At 40.1% G+C, this 17775-nt stretch carries 15 protein-coding genes; 3 read left to right on the forward strand and 12 right to left on the reverse strand.

Translation table 11 applies throughout. The annotated features are described in order from the left end of the window. Positions 1–38 precede the first annotated feature (38 nt). The 3 genes from DER53_RS03215 (at position 39) to DER53_RS03225 (ending at position 4363) form a co-directional block, all read left to right on the forward strand. Positions 39–2279 carry an N-acetylmuramoyl-L-alanine amidase family protein gene (locus DER53_RS03215; RefSeq protein WP_062756115.1) on the forward strand — a complete coding sequence of 747 codons (2241 nt, stop codon included), beginning with the start codon at positions 39–41 and terminating at the stop codon, positions 2277–2279. 80 nt (positions 2280–2359) lie between these two features. Next, positions 2360–3034: an SH3 domain-containing protein gene (locus tag DER53_RS03220; RefSeq protein WP_062756113.1), complete on the forward strand. Its 675-nt coding sequence runs from the start codon at positions 2360–2362 to the stop codon at positions 3032–3034. Between the two features lie 3 nt (positions 3035–3037). After that, positions 3038–4363, forward strand: coding sequence for a SpoIID/LytB domain-containing protein (locus tag DER53_RS03225; RefSeq protein ID WP_062756111.1), 1326 nt, complete (start codon positions 3038–3040; stop codon positions 4361–4363). Positions 4364–4468: 105 nt separating this feature from the next. Here the strand turns inward: DER53_RS03225 and DER53_RS03230 are convergent, their stop codons facing one another. The 12 genes from DER53_RS03230 to DER53_RS03285 form a co-directional block, all read right to left on the reverse strand. Continuing rightward, positions 4469–5686, reverse strand: a complete 1218-nt coding sequence (locus DER53_RS03230) for a glycosyltransferase family 4 protein (protein WP_062756109.1) — start codon at positions 5684–5686, stop codon at positions 4469–4471. Then, positions 5683–6549 (reverse strand): UTP--glucose-1-phosphate uridylyltransferase GalU, encoded by an 867-nt coding sequence (galU, locus tag DER53_RS03235; protein WP_062756107.1) that lies wholly within the window; start codon positions 6547–6549, stop codon positions 5683–5685. Before galU ends, DER53_RS03230 begins: the two co-directional genes overlap by 4 nt. A 3-nt stretch (positions 6550–6552) precedes the next feature. Further along, complete coding sequence (locus DER53_RS03240; protein WP_062756106.1) at positions 6553–7626, reverse strand: glycosyltransferase; 1074 nt, start codon at positions 7624–7626, stop codon at positions 6553–6555. After that, a complete protein-coding gene (locus DER53_RS03245) occupies positions 7623–8735 on the reverse strand; it encodes a glycosyltransferase (protein WP_062756104.1) in 1113 nt (370 codons plus the stop codon). The genes DER53_RS03240 and DER53_RS03245 overlap by 4 nt, the downstream gene beginning before the upstream one ends. A 10-nt stretch (positions 8736–8745) precedes the next feature. Then, positions 8746–10122, reverse strand: coding sequence for an O-antigen polymerase (locus DER53_RS03250; protein ID WP_062756102.1), 1377 nt, complete (start codon positions 10120–10122; stop codon positions 8746–8748). Positions 10123–10134: 12 nt separating this feature from the next. Continuing rightward, a complete protein-coding gene (gene wecB / locus DER53_RS03255; protein WP_062756100.1) occupies positions 10135–11193 on the reverse strand; it encodes a non-hydrolyzing UDP-N-acetylglucosamine 2-epimerase in 1059 nt (352 codons plus the stop codon). A gap of 63 nt (positions 11194–11256) precedes the next feature. Continuing rightward, the gene (locus tag DER53_RS03260) at positions 11257–12699 is read right to left on the reverse strand and encodes a lipopolysaccharide biosynthesis protein (protein ID WP_062756098.1); all 1443 of its coding nucleotides are present in this window, start codon (positions 12697–12699) and stop codon (positions 11257–11259) included. 1 nt (position 12700) lies between these two features. Further along, positions 12701–13432, reverse strand: coding sequence for an N-acetyltransferase (locus DER53_RS03265; RefSeq protein ID WP_062756096.1), 732 nt, complete (start codon positions 13430–13432; stop codon positions 12701–12703). Between the two features lie 25 nt (positions 13433–13457). Continuing rightward, positions 13458–14771, reverse strand: a complete 1314-nt coding sequence (locus DER53_RS03270; protein ID WP_062756094.1) for a nucleotide sugar dehydrogenase — start codon at positions 14769–14771, stop codon at positions 13458–13460. A gap of 18 nt (positions 14772–14789) precedes the next feature. Next, positions 14790–15803 (reverse strand): Gfo/Idh/MocA family protein, encoded by a 1014-nt coding sequence (locus DER53_RS03275; protein ID WP_062756092.1) that lies wholly within the window; start codon positions 15801–15803, stop codon positions 14790–14792. Then, positions 15796–16536, reverse strand: a complete 741-nt coding sequence (locus DER53_RS03280) for a lipopolysaccharide biosynthesis protein (RefSeq protein WP_244319649.1) — start codon at positions 16534–16536, stop codon at positions 15796–15798. The genes DER53_RS03275 and DER53_RS03280 overlap by 8 nt, the downstream gene beginning before the upstream one ends. Positions 16537–16658: 122 nt before the next feature. Further along, on the reverse strand, positions 16659–17771 hold the full coding sequence (locus DER53_RS03285) for a DegT/DnrJ/EryC1/StrS family aminotransferase (protein ID WP_062756091.1): 1113 nt from the start codon (positions 17769–17771) through the stop codon (positions 16659–16661). Between the last annotated feature and the right edge of the window lie 4 nt (positions 17772–17775).

Genomic DNA, 17775 nt, shown 5'->3' on the forward strand with positions numbered 1-17775 from the left:
GAAAAAGATTAAAGATACAACACGGAGGGATATCATTCGTGAAAAAACTCATCGTTTCTACAATTCTTGTAACTTGTTCTTTATGGCCCACAATCTCACTTGCCGCAGGGGATGCCGTATCCAATCAATATCCAATGCAAATGGTGGCGGAAAAAAATACCGTGTTGAGAAGAGGAGCTACCCAATCCTATTCAATCGTAAGTTCCATTCCACTGGGGCGTGAAGTTACCGTTATTGACGAATTTAAAAATGCATTTGGAGAAGTATGGTATCGTGTTCAATTTGAACGCGTGACAGGATGGTCATTAGCGGAAAACTTTACGGCGAAAAAAGAAACCGTCATTGGCAAGCAAGCAGTTATATCTGAAAATAATGTGGCTATGCGAAAAGGCGCTTCTTCTAATTATCCTCTTGTCAAAACGTTAAACAATGGCAATATCGTGAAGATTATAGATGAATTCACAAACTCTCTTCAAGAAAAATACTTCCGAGTAGAAACATCTGGAGTAAAAGGTTGGGTGAAAGCGGAAAAATTACATATCGCAGACGGTCTCCCGAAATCTCTGCCTGCTAAAATGACAGCTACACAATCTTCTCCCGTGCGCCGCGGGGCAAGTATTAACTATCTAAGCGTGGCAACTTTAAAAAGTGGCCAAACGGTAACCGTTATAGATGCATTTGTAACGAACACAAAAGAAATTTGGTATCGTGTTGATTTAGGAAACATAAAAGGATGGGTCCCAGAAAAAGTACTAAAAAACACAGTGGCCGTTTCTGCGCCAAATTTAGTATCGGGCTCTTCTCCAAAAAATGAAAAAAAAGGTTCTTACCAACTTGTCGTTCATGTTTCCACTGCTAATGTCCGGCAAGCTCCTTCACTTAGTTCAAAAGTCTTGACGCAGTTAAAAAAGGGAACATTGTTGCATGGAGTTGCTACCGCTACTGACGAAAAAGGTGCAACGTGGTACAAAATCTCTTTGGCAAATAAACAAATTGGCTGGGTTCATGAAACGGTAGTAAAAGAAAACAACAACTCCACCACACCATCAACAAACGTCAAAAAAACAATCACGACTAATAATGCTGTTCTATATGCAGAACCACGTTTCAACTCTGCAGTGGTCGAAAGAGTTTCGAAAAATAAGCAAGTTACTGTAAAACAGACCGTTCCGGGTTCGTCATTTAATTGGATACAAGTAGTATCTCCATCGGGAAAAACAGGCTGGATGCCGGAATTTGAAGTAAATAAAATAGAATATGTATATGCTAAAAGTTCAGCTGCCGCCTTGCGTCGTGGAGCGTCTAAAAACTATAAGATTACCAAAACGTTAAGCGCAAATGAACGACTCGTTTACCTTTATGAATATAATGGATGGATTTATGCAGAAACAACTTCAGGAATACGAGGATGGGTGGAAAAAGCTCAAACTTCCTCTATCGCATTGAACAGTTTTATTGACCCAATCAAACAGGAAACTGCCAACGAAACTTATTTAATTTGGAAGAAAACGTCTAATTTTAAAGTGTCCTACACGATTCTTTCCGAAAATCGTTTAAAAATTACTGGTTCTTTCTCATATGCCGAAATACCTTCCTTTTCTATTAAAGGTATTCGCTCAATAGAGAAGATAGATAACTCGTTAATTGTTACATTCTCACCTGGATATACATTTACGCTTCGCAACTATACGGATAAGCTGTCTATTAAAGTGATGGAAAGAGGCTTAAAAGGAAAAAAAATTATTATTGACGCCGGACATGGCGCACATGATCCAGGTGCTATCGGACCAAGTGGTTTAAAAGAAAAAGATATAACCCTTGACACTGCTCTATTGCTGAAAGATGAACTCGAAAAAGCAGGAGCCATTGTTAAATTAACGAGAAGCAAAGACGTATTTCTGGAACTTGCGGAACGCACCTTGATTGCAAATAGTTCAGATTATGACGCATTCATTAGTATTCATGCTGACTCGTATTCTCGCACATCACGCGGAACTACAACTTACTATAATATATCAACTAATTTTAATGGACCAAAGAGCCAACAACTAGCGAAAATTGTACAAAAGCATCTTGTAGCGCAACTAGGTACATACAATAGAGGCTATAAACAGCAAGAGTTTTATGTAAATCGCAAAAATGAATTGCCTAGCATTCTCGTAGAATTAGCTTTTATATCTAATCCAAACGAGGAAGCTCTTTTAAAAACAAAAGCGTTTCGGCAAAAAGCCGCTGTAGGCATTCGAAAAGGCTTGGAAGAATATTTTAATAACTTCTAAATCCACATAAAAAAGAGAATAATGGATATCACTCCATTATTCTCTTTCATTCATTTTCATCAAAATAATGGAGGTAATAAATCATGAAAACAAAAAAATGGGCAATTTCAATTGGACTAGCTGCAGGAATGATTGCTGGCTCGATTTTTTTCACCCCATCGGTTATGAAAGCGTCTGAAGAAGTAATTCTTGCCAGCGTTGATTGGGTAACGTCGCAGTTATCCCCTATTAAGTCCGACATCGCTTCTCTAAAGGCAAAAGTGGAGGCACAGCAAAAAGAAATTGATCGTTTAAAGCAGCAATTAGCTAATCAACCTTCAACACCAACATTACCGTCAACCGTATACGTAGCAAAGAATAACGTCGCCATTCGCAGTGGAGCATCCACCAATTATAAAGTGATTGCCTATAAAAATGCTGGTGACTCTTTAAAGGTAATTGATTCATTTACATCCTCTCAAGGATTATGGTATCGGGTCGAACTTTCTTCCACCTTAAAAGGATGGGTATATTCTGGTGATGTTTCTACATCGCGCATCAATAACAATACACAAAAAACGGTCATCACTACAGATAGAGTCGATATTAGAAAAGGGGCAACCACCTCATATCCAGTCATCGCAACGGTAGAACGCGGGACAAGCCTGGTCTTCATTCAATCATTTACCAATAGTCAAAAGGAAGTATGGTATAACGTCCAATTATCAAACGGTCAGCGCGGCTGGATGCCCGCCAAGTTCGGTGAGGTGAAATAATTCGTGAAAAAAATATGTTTCTTTTTATTTCCTGTTATCTTCTTTTTGTTTTTTCCCATTTCTTCAAACGCTATGGAAATTATCACCTATGAGAACCCTGTCAATGTTCTAGTACATAAAGGGACAAGTGTTACAGTTTCTGTGAATGGAAACTATCAAATTTTAAATAAAGAAAAAATGACAATTACGCCATTGGCAAGCGGAACAACATTAACTTTTCAATATTATCCATCAAGAGTTTCTGTCACATACAATTCCAAATCTGATTTTTCTAGCACTGGATTTATTATTCAGGAAACAAAGGGAGCCGCTCCGCTATCCTTAGTAACGGTTAACAAAACCCGTTATCGCGGCGGACTAGATATCAGCACGCAAAACAACTCTCTTCAAGTAGTGAATATTTTAGGAATGGAAGACTACTTAAAAGGTGTCGTTCCAAGCGAAATGCCTGCTTCCTGGCCAATGGAGGCATTAAAGGCACAGGCAATTTCTGCTAGAAACTACGCTTATGTAAATAGAAACAAATTAACTACTAATCCAAATACCCAAACGTATAAAGGGTTTGATGGTGAAAACCAAAGAACGAATCAAGCCGTCGATGCAACGAAAGGACTGTATATCAAATACCAAGGGAAAGTCATCGAGACATTTTATCATTCTACCAGCGGTGGGAGAACAGCCAACGTTGGCGATGTATGGAATTCAAATCAAAGTGCCTATCCTTATCTTGTCAGTGTTGATGATCCATATGAATCATCGCCGCATAGCCGATGGTCTTTTTCCTTTTCTCCTAGCACGATTTTGCAGTCGTTTAGCATTCGCAATCCATCAGCAGCTTTATATAATATGTCCATCACCAAAACCGGCGCGAATGGGGAGGTAGGCGCCGTAACGATTGAGACTTCGGAAGGCACAAAAACAGTAAAAGGAAACGAAAATCAAATCCGCAAGTTGTTTCCTCTTAACAGCGGATCATATTACGGAATGCTGCCATCCAGTTGGTTTGATATTCAAGTAAATAAAGAAGGTAAGCAATTATTTATACAAACACCGCAAGGGAAAAAAACTGTTACCTCTTTAAAAGGACAAACGGTGCAGACAGCCAACGGCACGGTGACGATATCGGAAGACGTAAATGTCCAAACTGCCGCAGGGGTCACTTTGATTTCTTCTGACCCGGCAAAAGTCTCTTCCATTACGGTAACGGGAAGAGGCTGGGGACACCGTATCGGCATGAGCCAATATGGAGCAAAAGCATTTGCCGAAAAAGGATGGACAGCGAAACAAATTCTTGAGCATTATTATAAAGGAGCAAAAGTTTCTTACTAAAAGTGGGACATTTGGTTCATATAGATGAATCGGCAAAAAAAGAAACCAGTGTGACCGACATGAACACGCTGGTTTCTTTTTTATCCTAAAATGGCCTTTGATATTTTATTCAGAAAGATGTTTTAATAAATCATCAACGATACTACTCCATGAATATTCCTCTACCGCTAATCTCCTGCCGTTTTCTGACATCATACGGTATTCCTCTTCAGAAATTTGCATTAGCTCCCGTATCACAGCAGCGATTCCTTCCGGTTGTTCCGGAGGCGCAATTCTTCCACAGTTATGAGTTTTCAAAATCTCAGCGCTCTCCCCAGCTCCACAATAAAGAACTGGTGTTCCTGTAGCGATAGCCGGGAAAATTTTTGATGGGCGCGCTCCTTTAAATAAGTCAATATTGCGTAATGACACGATACTATAGTCGGATATAGAAAAAATATCAGGCATTTTCGACACAGGCACAGAGCCGTAAAACGTAACATTATCGAGGTGCAGCTCGTCTTTTAGCTTGATTAGCTTTTCCCGTTCCTGGCCATCGCCGACAAACAGAAAATGAGCATTTGGATATTCCTCTTTAATCAAAGCCGCTGCTCGCAAAACGGAATCCAATCCTTGTGCATACCCCATTGTTCCCGCATAGGTAAACACTACTTTTCCTTCTAGTCTCAATTCTCTCAATAGATCCTCATTTTTCGGCAGCGGCTTAAACACGTCCGTATTTACTCCATTCGGTAATAAAAATACATCATTCGGGGCTTTCCCCTGCTGAATCATATAATCGCGAATACCTTCCGTCGCTGCTGCTATTTTCCATGACTTTTTGTACAAAAACAACTCGAGCCATCTTGCCATCCGGATAAATGCTTTATTTTTTAAAATTCCTAGCTCTACCGCAGATTCCGGCCAAATATCGGCGACATTAAATACAAATTTTGCCCTTTTTAGCTTTGCCCCAAGATAACCGGTAATTCCCAAAAACAAAGGCGGGGAGTTGCAAATAATAACATCTGTCGGCTTCGATTTAAAAAGAGAATAAAACGAGCTGAATGTAAAAGAAAAGTAGGAGGCCAATCTCTTCCAAAAACTACCTTTTGGCGATGGATAAATCCATGTTCGGTGAACAGGGATGCCGTCCCACTCTTCAAATAAATAAAACATACCGCGATACTCTTCTGGAATGACTCCTTTTGGATGATGTGGAAACGCCGTCAACACTTCCACTTGATGGCCTCTTTTGATCAATTCCTTGCTGACTTCATATACTCGAATTTGCGGTGCGCCCGTCTCAGGTGGAAAGTGCTGGCACAAATAAATAATTCTCATAATTGTTTCAGCTTTTCCTTTAAGTATTGTTGTAATTTCTCTTTTAAATCCGGGCGCTTTAACGCAAAATCGATCGAAGCTTGGAGAAAACCAAATTTATCTCCTACATCATAACGCATTCCTTTAATAATGTAAGAATACACTTGTTCTTTGGATAATAAAAGATCAATCGCATCGGTTAGTTGAATTTCTCCTTTGGAATCTGGAGCAACTTGTTCTAACATGTCAAAAACAGCTGGAGTTAAAATATATCGGCCAATAATTGCCTGAGTTGACGGCGCTTCTTCGACCGCTGGTTTTTCAACAAGGCCTTTGACAGTGAACAAATCCCCGTTTTGACCATTATAATCAACGATTCCGTACTTATTCACTTCGGAACGAGGCACTTCTTTTACCCCTAGAATACTTGACTGAACGCGTTCATACTGTTCTATCATCTGCTTTAATGCTGGAACATCGCTGTCAATAATATCATCGCCCAGCAATACAGCGAACGGCTCATTACCAATAAACTTTTTCGCACATAATACAGCATGTCCGAGTCCAAGAGGTTCTTTTTGCCGGACATAATGAATATCCACTAAATTTGAAATGGACTCTACGACCTGCAGCATATCATGTTTTCCAGTTTTTTCTAAAAGCAACTCTAACTCAACCGATTTATCAAAATGATCCTCAATAGCACGTTTGTTTCGGCCTGTCACAATGATAATATCTTCAATTCCTGAATGAACAGCTTCTTCTATAATATATTGAATGGTTGGTTTATCAACAATTGGCAGCATCTCTTTTGGCTGCGCTTTTGTAGCTGGTAGAAAACGGGTGCCAAGCCCCGCTGCTGGAATCACTGCTTTTTTAATCATGATTCACACCTCGTTTAACGTTTGCTTGTATAAGTGAAGCATTCTCGACGCATTTTCTATCCAATTATAATGTTCTTTCACATGGAGAATTCCTTTTTCCCCCATTTTCGAACGTAAACTTGGATCACGTAAAAGTGTTTCAAATGCTTCTGCCAACTTCTCTGGACTCTCTTTCGGCACCACCAATCCGGTTATCCCATCTTTCACTACTTCAGGCAATCCTCCTACATTCGACACGACCACCGGTACTCCGCAAGCCATCGCCTCTACCGCCGCCACGCCAAAGCTTTCACTATCCTCCGTAGATGGAACAGCAAAAATATCCATCTTATTAATATACTTTGGTACGTCCGTGTTCGGCACTCTTCCAGTAAACGTAGTAACGTCACGAACACCCAACTGTTCCGCTAGCAGCTCGTATTCTTTTCTCTGCGGTCCATCTCCAACAATAAGCAAATTCGTATTTGGATAATCCTTTCGAATCTTCGCAAAAGCTTTGATGAGATCCGCGATTCCATACTTATCAGAAAGGGCTTTTACCGTCCCAATCGTTACTTCTCGTTTTTCTTCCGCTTTTGGCAGAGGTTTAAATTTAGTAATATCAACCCCAAAAGGAGTTACTTCGACCGCTTTATTTGTATATTTCTTCGTTTCCTGCGCCATCACATGACTTGTAGAACAAATCACGTCTGCTTTTTTTAATGTATACTCCACAATCTTTCGGTTCAATGTATTTTGTTTTGGGAATTGATAAATATCACGTCCCCATACGGAAACATAGAAAGGATGGTACCCGGCAAGGGCACCGACAAATCCATAACTAGATACATAATGAGAGTGTAAAATATCTGGTTGGAACGACGACAAAACTTTTTTCAACGTGGATACAGTCGAAATATACGATAATTTTCCCGGCAGCCATTTTGGCAATACAATGGTTTCGACTTCTTTCGCGTTTTCCGGTGAATAATGATCTTTGAACGTAACTACTTTTATATCAATACCTTGTTCTTGATAAAACAAAGCCCATTTATGCGTGTGAATCGATTTGCTTGGGGCTAACAGCAATACTTTCATTCATCTTCCCCCATTAATGTCTTTTTCACTTTTTCTACTCTTGCCACCCATGAATGCTTTTCAACAAATGTTCGCACAATATTGTTGCGGTAGCCGTCTTGATATTCTATCATGTCCCGAATTGCTTCGGCCATGGAATGTTTATTATCATCACAAATAATGCCATACCCATCCTCTTCAATAAAACGCTTTTGCGCCAAACAGGATGTGGCCACGATTGGCAATCCATTTGACAAATATTCAACAAGTTTGACAGGTACGGAAAAATCATTATATTCGCTGCGAATTCTTGGAATAAGCGCAAAATCCATCTGTGCATACAAACGATCTAATTCTTCTCCACTAATATGTTTTACCTCTACGTTTAATTGCTTTATGCGCTCCTTTTTCGAAACAGGTAAGGCATCATATTCATTTTTACGGCATACGACAGTTAAATGAACAATCGTTTTTTCCTGATTTACGATTTCTAATGCATCAAGAAGCAAAAACAATCCGTAGTCATCATTGTTAATGCCGCCAACATAAATCGCTTTGGAAACGTTGTTATCGCGCTGTTTGAGCGGAATCGTTTTTCGCTTTCCCCCCGGCGGCAAATCTACCATCGGGCGTCGGATGGAAACGTACTTTCCCATCTCCATGCTAGGTAAAAAAATGACATCGCAATATTTCTCATAAAATCGCTCTTCCCACCGATAAACAGTTTGCATAATTTTTTTCTTCCAGCCTTTGAGCGGGTAGAGCTCATCAAATTTCCAATACACATCACGATAAAAGACACCTACGGGAACATGATGTTTCTTCAAATACCGCAATACTTTCCAATCAATCAATGGTTTTTGCGGTTTATGTTCTGGATCGGTCAACCATAAAGGAATCGTTTGGTTTTCCATATAGCAGAACAAAAGATTTGTCAGCTTCCCTTCGTTCTGAAGCTGACAAAATTGCTTTTCCCGCTCTGCTGACGTACCAGAAATAAGAATTACTTCAATTCCCTCTTTGGCTCCCCATTCACAAAACGCTTTATACATTTCGTGTGGTCTTAACTTGGAACCGCTATTCGTTTGTTTCGCGAGCGGAAAAGGATAGTAAACAAGGACCTTTTTCATTCTAAATCCCTCATCGACTGTTAAATTTTTTTAGAAGCATTAACCGTATATCGTCCTTCATATACATAAACAGTGCCAATCCCCCAAACAGCGTGATAAGCAATATCCAAATCGGGTTGAATAAGAAATCGGTAAAACCCCCGACAATGGTTCGAGGGATGTTGATCGAAAAGTAGACAAACAGACTAAGAAATATTGGATTTTTCGGCAGACGAAGAAAGAAAATATACAAAAGCTGAATTACCGCTCCTACGTATAGGGTGCCAATAATGATGCCTAAATAACCAAAGTTAGCGTATGCTTCCGCAACAAAGAGCGTATTCAATACTCCCCCTGTTCCATCTTCAATCCGCTCTGGAAATACGTGAGCCATTACCATTCGCGCCGAACGAACGTTATCGATATCAAACAATCCGGTTAAAGCCGAAGGTAAACTTTTCCCATAGAGAAACGGCAACGCTTCTCCAAATATATTCAAGTGCAAAAATGTCGGTGCGATTTGTGCTAGGATTAGTCTGCCAATCGGTCCTTTATTGTAAGATAAAAACGTTCCAATATCATTGACCCCTTGAATGACAACATACATCCCTACGAGAACAGCGCCGCCAATGATTCCGTATACTACTAATTTTACAGGAGAGAATCTCATTTTCCCAATATATATACGAACAAGGAAAAACATAATAAAGTAGAAAAAGATCGGAGATTTAGCTAAATCATATACATTAACAAACACGGCGCCGGCAAACAGAAAAACAAAAAGCAGCTTCCATCTAGGTTCATTGGTCAACACAGCAAAAAGATAAACGATAATCGATAAAACAGGAGTAAGAGTGAGAGCAAAAATATTTCGAAACAATACGTTTCCATGAAAATGACGCGATGCTTCCACGCGCAACTCCGCCAAACTTTCGTCTGTGCCTTTTAGCAACTCAAAAATCGGAATGTCAGGCGTCTTCCAAATCATATAAATAATAGCTAAGAAACTAATCGCTGATAAGGCAGAAAACAAATAAAATATTTCGTTGCGATTGGCAGCCATATTCTCAAGCGGTTTTTTCAAGTAATCATTAAATTCTCGTTTCGCCTCAAACCCGCACAGTTTCGACACAAAGAGCATCGATAGCGGCAGAAACACCATGACAAAACAAACAACAACAAATCCAATCATGCGGTATTCATCAGGGCGAAAAAGTTTCCTCGTCATATAATAGTCGTCTATACCTAATGCAATGAACAACGCACCAATAAAACTAGAAACTAATAGTGAATAGTAATAGACAATGGAGACAAGGTTCGGTTTTGTAAACGAAAGTGTTCCTGCCACGTAACGAAACAGTAAAGTCGATATGCATAATACGATCATCCAAAAAAGCACATACAGCATAGAATCGCACCCTTACACTTGTTCAATCGCTGCAACAATTTTTTCTGCTGCTTTTCCATCACCAAATACGTTGGCATATACAGGATTCACTGCTTTTTTTACCGCTTCCACAATCTTTTCTACATCCGTGCCAACCAAAATATTCGCTTCCGATTCTAATGTTTCCACCCATTCCGTTTGTTCGCGGACAGTTACGCAAGGCACCTTCATAAAGTAGGCTTCTTTTTGCACACCGCCGGAATCAGTAATAATTTTTTTGGCATTGCTTTCTAATGTTAACATATCTAAATAACCGACAGGCTCAATGATCTTCAGGTTAGGAATGGATGCTGCATCCAACCCGTATTCTGCTAGTTTATGTTTTGTCCGCGGATGAATCGGCCACACTTTCATTTCATCGATTTGTGAAAATGCCTCTAAGATATTTTTCATATTATGGATATCATCGGTATTTTCTGCGCGATGAATCGTAATTAAATGATATTGTTTCGGCTGCAGCCCTAAATCAGCAAGAATTGTTGATTTTTGTTGTGCCAATTCTTGATTGTATAGTACCGCATCGTACATGACATCCCCAACGTTGATCACATTTCTCGTAATATTTTCTTTCTTTAGATTTTCTACCGCGGTCTCTGTAGGACAAAATAAAAATTCTGATACATGGTCTGTCATAATTCGGTTAATTTCTTCCGGCATTTTTTTATTAAAACTGCGCAATCCCGCTTCAACATGAAGAACAGGAATATGCAATTTTGCCGCAACGAGTGCGCCGGCAAGCGTTGAGTTTGTGTCACCATACACAAGTACATAATCAGGCTTTTCTTTCAACACAACTTCTTCAATCTTGATCAACATTTCTCCGGTCTGCTTCCCATGACTGCCAGAACCGACACCTAAATGATAATCAGGTTTTGGAATGTTTAACTCTTCAAAGAAAATATCAGACATATTCGCGTCATAATGTTGCCCTGTATGGATAATTAGTTCTGTATGTCTTTGACGCAACACGCGAGAAACAGGCGCTGCTTTAATAAATTGCGGTCTTGCACCTAAAACGGTGACAATCTTCATCGATAACACCTCCAAAAAATCGGTTTCTCCATTGATATTATCTTTTTCGATGATTACCCGTGTTTATTCGGCGGTACCCCCATGAAAATGTGATGGCTTAGCGCGAAAATCCGCATCTACGCGACTAATCAGCACTATGAGAAGAAAGTATATCCATCCAAGCACAATCCATCCGTCATGTATTTCTGTTTCTTGGATATACACAATAGTAATTAAGCTAATTAGAGCGTTTACAAATAAGAAGGACATTTTCCCAAATGAAACTGGCACATAATAAACTTTTTGGCTCTTTCGAAAAATAAACCATATCGCAAAAACGTAAGTGAAAATATTGGCAACAACCGCTCCCCATCCAATCCAAAAAGGAACCAGCATAAAATTTAAAACGACATTGAGGAACGCGGCGATCATAAACACACGGGTAATGTACGCCGTCTGTTTTGTAAAAAAGAGACCGGCAGAAATAATGAGATAATAAAAATTTAAAAACGTAACACACGAAAGAAATGAAACATACCGATATGCTTCGTAATACTCCGCAGCAAAAAACGTTTTCATGATCCATGGACTAATGGTTGCAACCGCTATAATTCCGAAAAGCCCCAACAGCAATAAAGCCATATAAATTTTCGCAAACAGCCATGGACTGTTTTCTTTATCTTTCATTGACATAGAATAAGGACGCCAAGCCATTTGTACGCCGCTTGTAATCAGTGTAATCATCATTGCTAAGCGCAGCGCTACCCCAAATACCCCCACTTCCTCAAGGGAAGCGAACTTTTGAATAATAAAAGTACTCGAATTGGCAATTACCCAAAACGCTAAAGAGGTTGGCGCCAATGGAGCGGCGTAAGAAAGCAGTTCTTTAAGGACATCCCGTCTCACATGAAACTTTAAATACTTTCCCGCAATATGTAGCATAAAAAAGAAAATAATGCCGCTGCTTATTAATCTACCAAGAAACAACCCTTTTGGAGTTGGTTCAAAAAATTTCAACGCTGCGTAGGAAAGAACCGCAACGAGAAGCATTTTGACCAATGTAAATAAAACAACTTTTTTTGTTTGAAATTCAAATCTCATTACGGTTGTAACGACCACGAAAATCGTATCAAGAAGCAACGTAAACAAATTAATGTACAATAAATCGACATAATGAGGATTTTCCAGCACCGTTTTGGCAACCCATGGCCCAGCTAACAGTACCAGCACAAATAGCAAAAAAACGACAAAAAGCCGGAAATACATGACATTCCGTACATACAATAGGCGCTTATTCTCATCCTTTGTGTCATAGTAATAAAACGATAGCGCCGAATCTGTGCCAAAAATAACAAGGAAAGTCAACATCGATGTCACTTGGTCTAAAATATAGACAACCCCATATTGGGCTCTCGATAAAAAACTCGTGTATACCGGCAACATAATAAATGCGATGAGTTTCGTTCCCACGTTCATAAACGCGTAAAGGAGCGAATCCGCTCCTAAACGCTTTAATTGCGACAACAATTTATAACAACTCCCGCTCATCTACCATTTTGCTGAATTTAGCTGGGAATCCTTTGACAACTGTTTTTGGTTCCGTATCTTTCGTCACAAGCGCTCCTGCTGCCACAAATGTCTCCTCAGCAATTGTAATTCCTGGAAGAATGATGACTCCGCCTCCAACGCGGGCTCCGCGCTTAATCGTCGCACCTTTAATTTTCGAAAACCGCTCTTCGGTTCTGCCCATATAATTATCATTTGTCGTTGTCACGCAAGGAGCAATAAAAACATGGTCTTCCAGTGTTGAATATGCTGTAATGTAAGAGTTGGATTGAATTTTTGTGCGGTCGCCAATTTCGACATGGTTTTCAATGCAAACCCCGCGTCCAACGATGACGTAATTACCGATTTTCACGTTTTCCCGCACGCTTGCAAGGTCTGCGACTAACGTGTTCGCCCCAATAGTTGCGCCGCGATAAATGACCGCATTCGCTCCAATGGTACAATCTTCGCCAATCACAAGGGCAGGAATGTCGTCTGAAAGCTTCACCGTACTCGTTTTCGCCGGTTTTGGCGGTTTGCCAAGCACAGCACCATCGGCGATGGTTGTTCCATCACCGATGACTGTGCCTTCATGAATCGTAACACGATTTCCAATTTTTACATTTTTCCCGATTTTCACACCTTTTTCGATCACTGTAAAATAACCGACTTCTACCGTCTCATCAAGCACAACAGAAGGATCAATAAAATTCATTTTGCCTTCTCCTCTTCATACAAGATTATAGTTTTACATATTTATTTGGCTTTTCTACATCTTTTAAAGCATTGCGCGTATCAAAAATAACCGGGCTATTTTGCGCAATCATTTCATAATCAAAGTTAGAATGATCCGTTGTTACAAGTACGACGTCAGACTGTTGCAATAGTTCTGGAGTAAGTTCCACTGTTTCAATTACACGATTGCAAGCACGGAACGAAGGAACGTAAGGATCAACAACTGTAAATTCTGCTCCGTGTTGTTCCAATAATTCAAGAATTTTTAACACTGGGGATTCACGCACATCGTCAATATCTTTTTTGTACGCAACCCCTAATACCGTCACTTTCGAGCCGCGTAGCGCTTTTCCTTCTTCGTTTAGAATTTGCATAGTTCGATTGACCACATATTCCGGCATTGCATTATTAATTTCGCCCGCAAGCTCGATGAGACGAGTATGGTAGTTATATTCTCGAGCTTTCCATGTTAAATAGAACGGGTCAATCGGAATGCAGTGGCCGCCTAGACCTGGTCCTGGATAAAACGCCATAAAGCCGTACGGTTTTGTTTTCGCTGCTTCAATCACTTCCCATACGTCAATGCCCATTCGCTCGCAAAGGATTGCCATTTCGTTCGCCAACGCAATGTTAATATGACGGAACGTATTTTCAAAAATTTTCTCCATTTCCGCCACCGCTGGACTTGATACTTCATGAACATCTCCTTCTAAAACAGCACGATACAGCGCGGCTGCTACCTTTGTGCACGTTTTGGTGACACCGCCGACCACTTTTGGTGTGTTTTTCGTTTTAAACAATTTATTACCAGGATCAACACGCTCTGGCGAATATGCGACAAAGACCGTTTCTCCTACTTTTAGACCTTTTTTCTCAAACGCTGGTTTCACGATTTCCTCTGTTGTGCCAGGGTAAGTCGTTGATTCTAGAACAATTAACATTCCTTCATGCGCATATTTGGCAATTTCATTTGCAGAATTCTCTACATAAGATGTGTCTGGTTGTTGATGCTCATCTAACGGTGTTGGAACGGCAATAGCCACTGCATCGACTTCCGCAATGCGTGCATAATCTGTTGTCGCTTGTAAATAACCTTTTTTCACCATTTCATGAAGGTCTTCATCTACGACGTCACCAATGTAGTTAATTCCGCTATTTACTTGATCGACGCGATGTTGTTGAATATCAAAACCGATCACTTTAAAGCCAGCTTTTGCTTTTTCCACCGCAAGAGGCAAACCGACATATCCCAATCCAACTACCCCGATCACCGCTTCACGATTTTCAATTTTTTTCAACAAGAGCTCATCATATCTCATCTTTCATCGTTCCTTTCCTTAGGATAGTAGCACTCTTTTTCCAGTTTCTGCTGACTCTAAAATAGCTAAAATCAGTTTGACAGGAGCGATTCCATCCTCTCCGGTTATAATTGGCTCACGATCTTCCTGAATAGCCTGAACCATATCTTCGATAATCCATTGATGTCCAGGCTTTCCAAATGGATCGCTGTTTATTTCGTCGATCAACTTCTCGCGTTCCTCTTCGGACACGCCTTCTATATCCCATGTTTCAATAAAATTAGCCGTACGGCCGCCGATTTTTACAGAAGCTTTTTCGCCAAAAATAGCGATGGATTCTTCCAAATTTTTTGGGTAAATCGTTGTTGCTGCTTCAATGACACCGAGCGCACCATTTTTAAATTGAACAACAGCCGCTGCGACATCTTCCGTTTCAATATTCCGCAATCTTGTCGCCGCCATAGCTTGCACCGCTTCCACTGGCCCCATTAGCCAAAGCAATAGGTCCAAATTGTGAATGGCTTGGTTCATGAGCACTCCGCCATCAAACTCTTTCGTGCCGCGCCAAGCAGCTTGATCATAATATGCTTGATTACGGTTCCAGCGCACCGTTGCGTTCGCGTGGCTCAGCTTTCCAAACGCACCCTGTTCCATTTTTTCTTTCAACTTCTGAATCGCCGGTCTAAAACGATTCGGATGAACAACGGCTAGTTTCACTTTGTTTTCTTTTGCCACACGAATCATTTCTTCCGCATCTTCTAGTTTTAATGCCATCGGTTTTTCAACGATAATATGGCGCTTATGCTCCGCAACAATTTTAGTTAATTTAGCATGCAATCCAGAAGGGACGCATATATTAACAACATCAATATCCTCATTTTCCCTTAACATCGTTTCCATATCTGTATATGTTTTTACTTTACCGTCAAAATCGCGCAAACGTTCTGGATTTGTATCACACACGGCAGTCAGCACTGCCCCTTCTGCTTTTTCAATCGCCTCGATATGTTTTTTGGCGATATGGCCCATGCCGACAACGGCAAATTTAATCATGTTGATAGTACCTCCTAGCATCGAGTACGTACTTCATCAAAATTAAAATGATAAACGTAAGGAAAATTCCTAAGACAACCCCAATCGCTATGAGTTGCCCTGTGTATGTTTTCGATTTAGAAACGTTCTCTGATAATACAGATGGTTCCTCATAAAACACTAAATTATTACGAATCCGACTTGCTTTTTCCATCGTATCTGTTAAAAGTTCTTCCGCCTTAACTGCGCTATCGAGCTGATCTAACGTTAATTGTTGTGAATCTAGTTTTTTGTTATAGTGCTCTACTATCAACTGCAAATCTTTTTTGTATTCATCCAATTCATGTAAACGTTCATTTGTAACATCTAAGCGCTGCTTAGAATGTTGCTGTAAATCATGATTATATTCGGAAACAATCTTCCGTAATTCGTTTTGTACACTAGTTTTATCGTCGCCTTTTAAGGTAATTTTTACATATTTATCCTCTGTAACAACAATATCTAACTTATTTTTGACATGAGGTAAATTTGCCCTAATATTTTTCGGATCCGTTAAACTTTTTAGATTTACAGAACCTGTAAAGATAATCGCCTTTCCCGTATAATTATACTTATGCAAAAAAAGGTGCCCCGCCAACACAGATATGAGCGCCATTGCTAGCGGTACAAACAGAAACCAAAATTTCTTTTTCCAAAAAAACAGCAAGTATTCATAGAGAACGAACTTCTGCTTTTCTGTTGCCAAAAATGCCACCATCCTTATCATAAACTAACGAAGTCCCAATTATAAAACAAATTGCATCAAATAAAAATAATACCAAACCAAAGAAAACGCCCCCTGCACACAAGCGGCGACGTTTTCTTTGTGCAATGTTATTACTTCTTATAAAACTCAGCGATTTTTGAAACAACATATTCTTGTTGCTCTTCTTTGAGTTCAGGGAACATCGGGAGCGACAATGCCTCTTTCGCCGCCTTTTCGGCTTCCGGTAAATCCCCTTCCTTATAGCCTAAATCTTTAAACACCGGCTGCAAGTGTAATGGAAGCGGGTAATATATCATTGTGGCAATTCCATTTTCTTTCAAAAACGCCTGTAATTCGTCACGTTTTGGCGCTCGAATCGTATACTGATGGAAGACATGGTAACAATCTTTAGACTCTACCGGCGTCACGATGATATCGCCAACCTTCTCTTTTAACATGCGTGTATACGTATCGGCGTGTTTTCTTCTTAATTCCGACCATTTATTCAAATGCGGAAACTTAACATTTAAAATCGCTGCCTGCATTTCATCAAGACGGCTATTATAGCCTAGTATATGATGATAATATTTAGGCTTGCTTCCATGAACACGGATAACGCGGCACTTTTCCGCTAACTCATCGTCATTGGTGACAATCATTCCGCCGTCTCCATACGCTCCTAAGTTTTTCGTTGGGAAAAAGCTGTATGTAGCCGCGGTTCCTAGTTCACCAACGCTTTTTCCTTTGTATTTTGCTCCAATCGCTTGCGCAGCATCTTCGATGATAGCTAACTGATGTTTTTGAGCAATTTCTACAATTGCATCCATATCTGCCATCTGTCCGTATAAATGAACCGGAACAATTGCCTTTGTTTTTTCGGTGATAGCGGCTTCTATTTTTTTAGGGTCGATATTAAAGGTTACAGGATCAATATCTACAAACACTGGCTTTGCTCCAGTACGAACAATGGACCCTCCTGTAGCAAAAAAGGTGAACGCTGTCGTAATCACTTCATCACCGGGTCCTACACCAGCTGCTTGCAAAGCAATATGTATCGCGTCACTTCCATTTCCGCATCCAATTCCATGCTTTACGTTGCTATAGGATGCTATATCACTCTCTAGTTTTTTTACTTGATCACCTAAAATAAAGCGTGATGAGCTCATCACTTCGTCCAAAACGGCAAGTATTTCAGACTTTAGCTGCTGATATTGCTCACTTAAATCTAACATTGGTACTTTCATAAAA

Source organism: Parageobacillus toebii NBRC 107807 (assembly GCF_003688615.2).
GTDB classification, from domain to species: domain Bacteria; phylum Bacillota; class Bacilli; order Bacillales; family Anoxybacillaceae; genus Parageobacillus_B; species Parageobacillus_B toebii.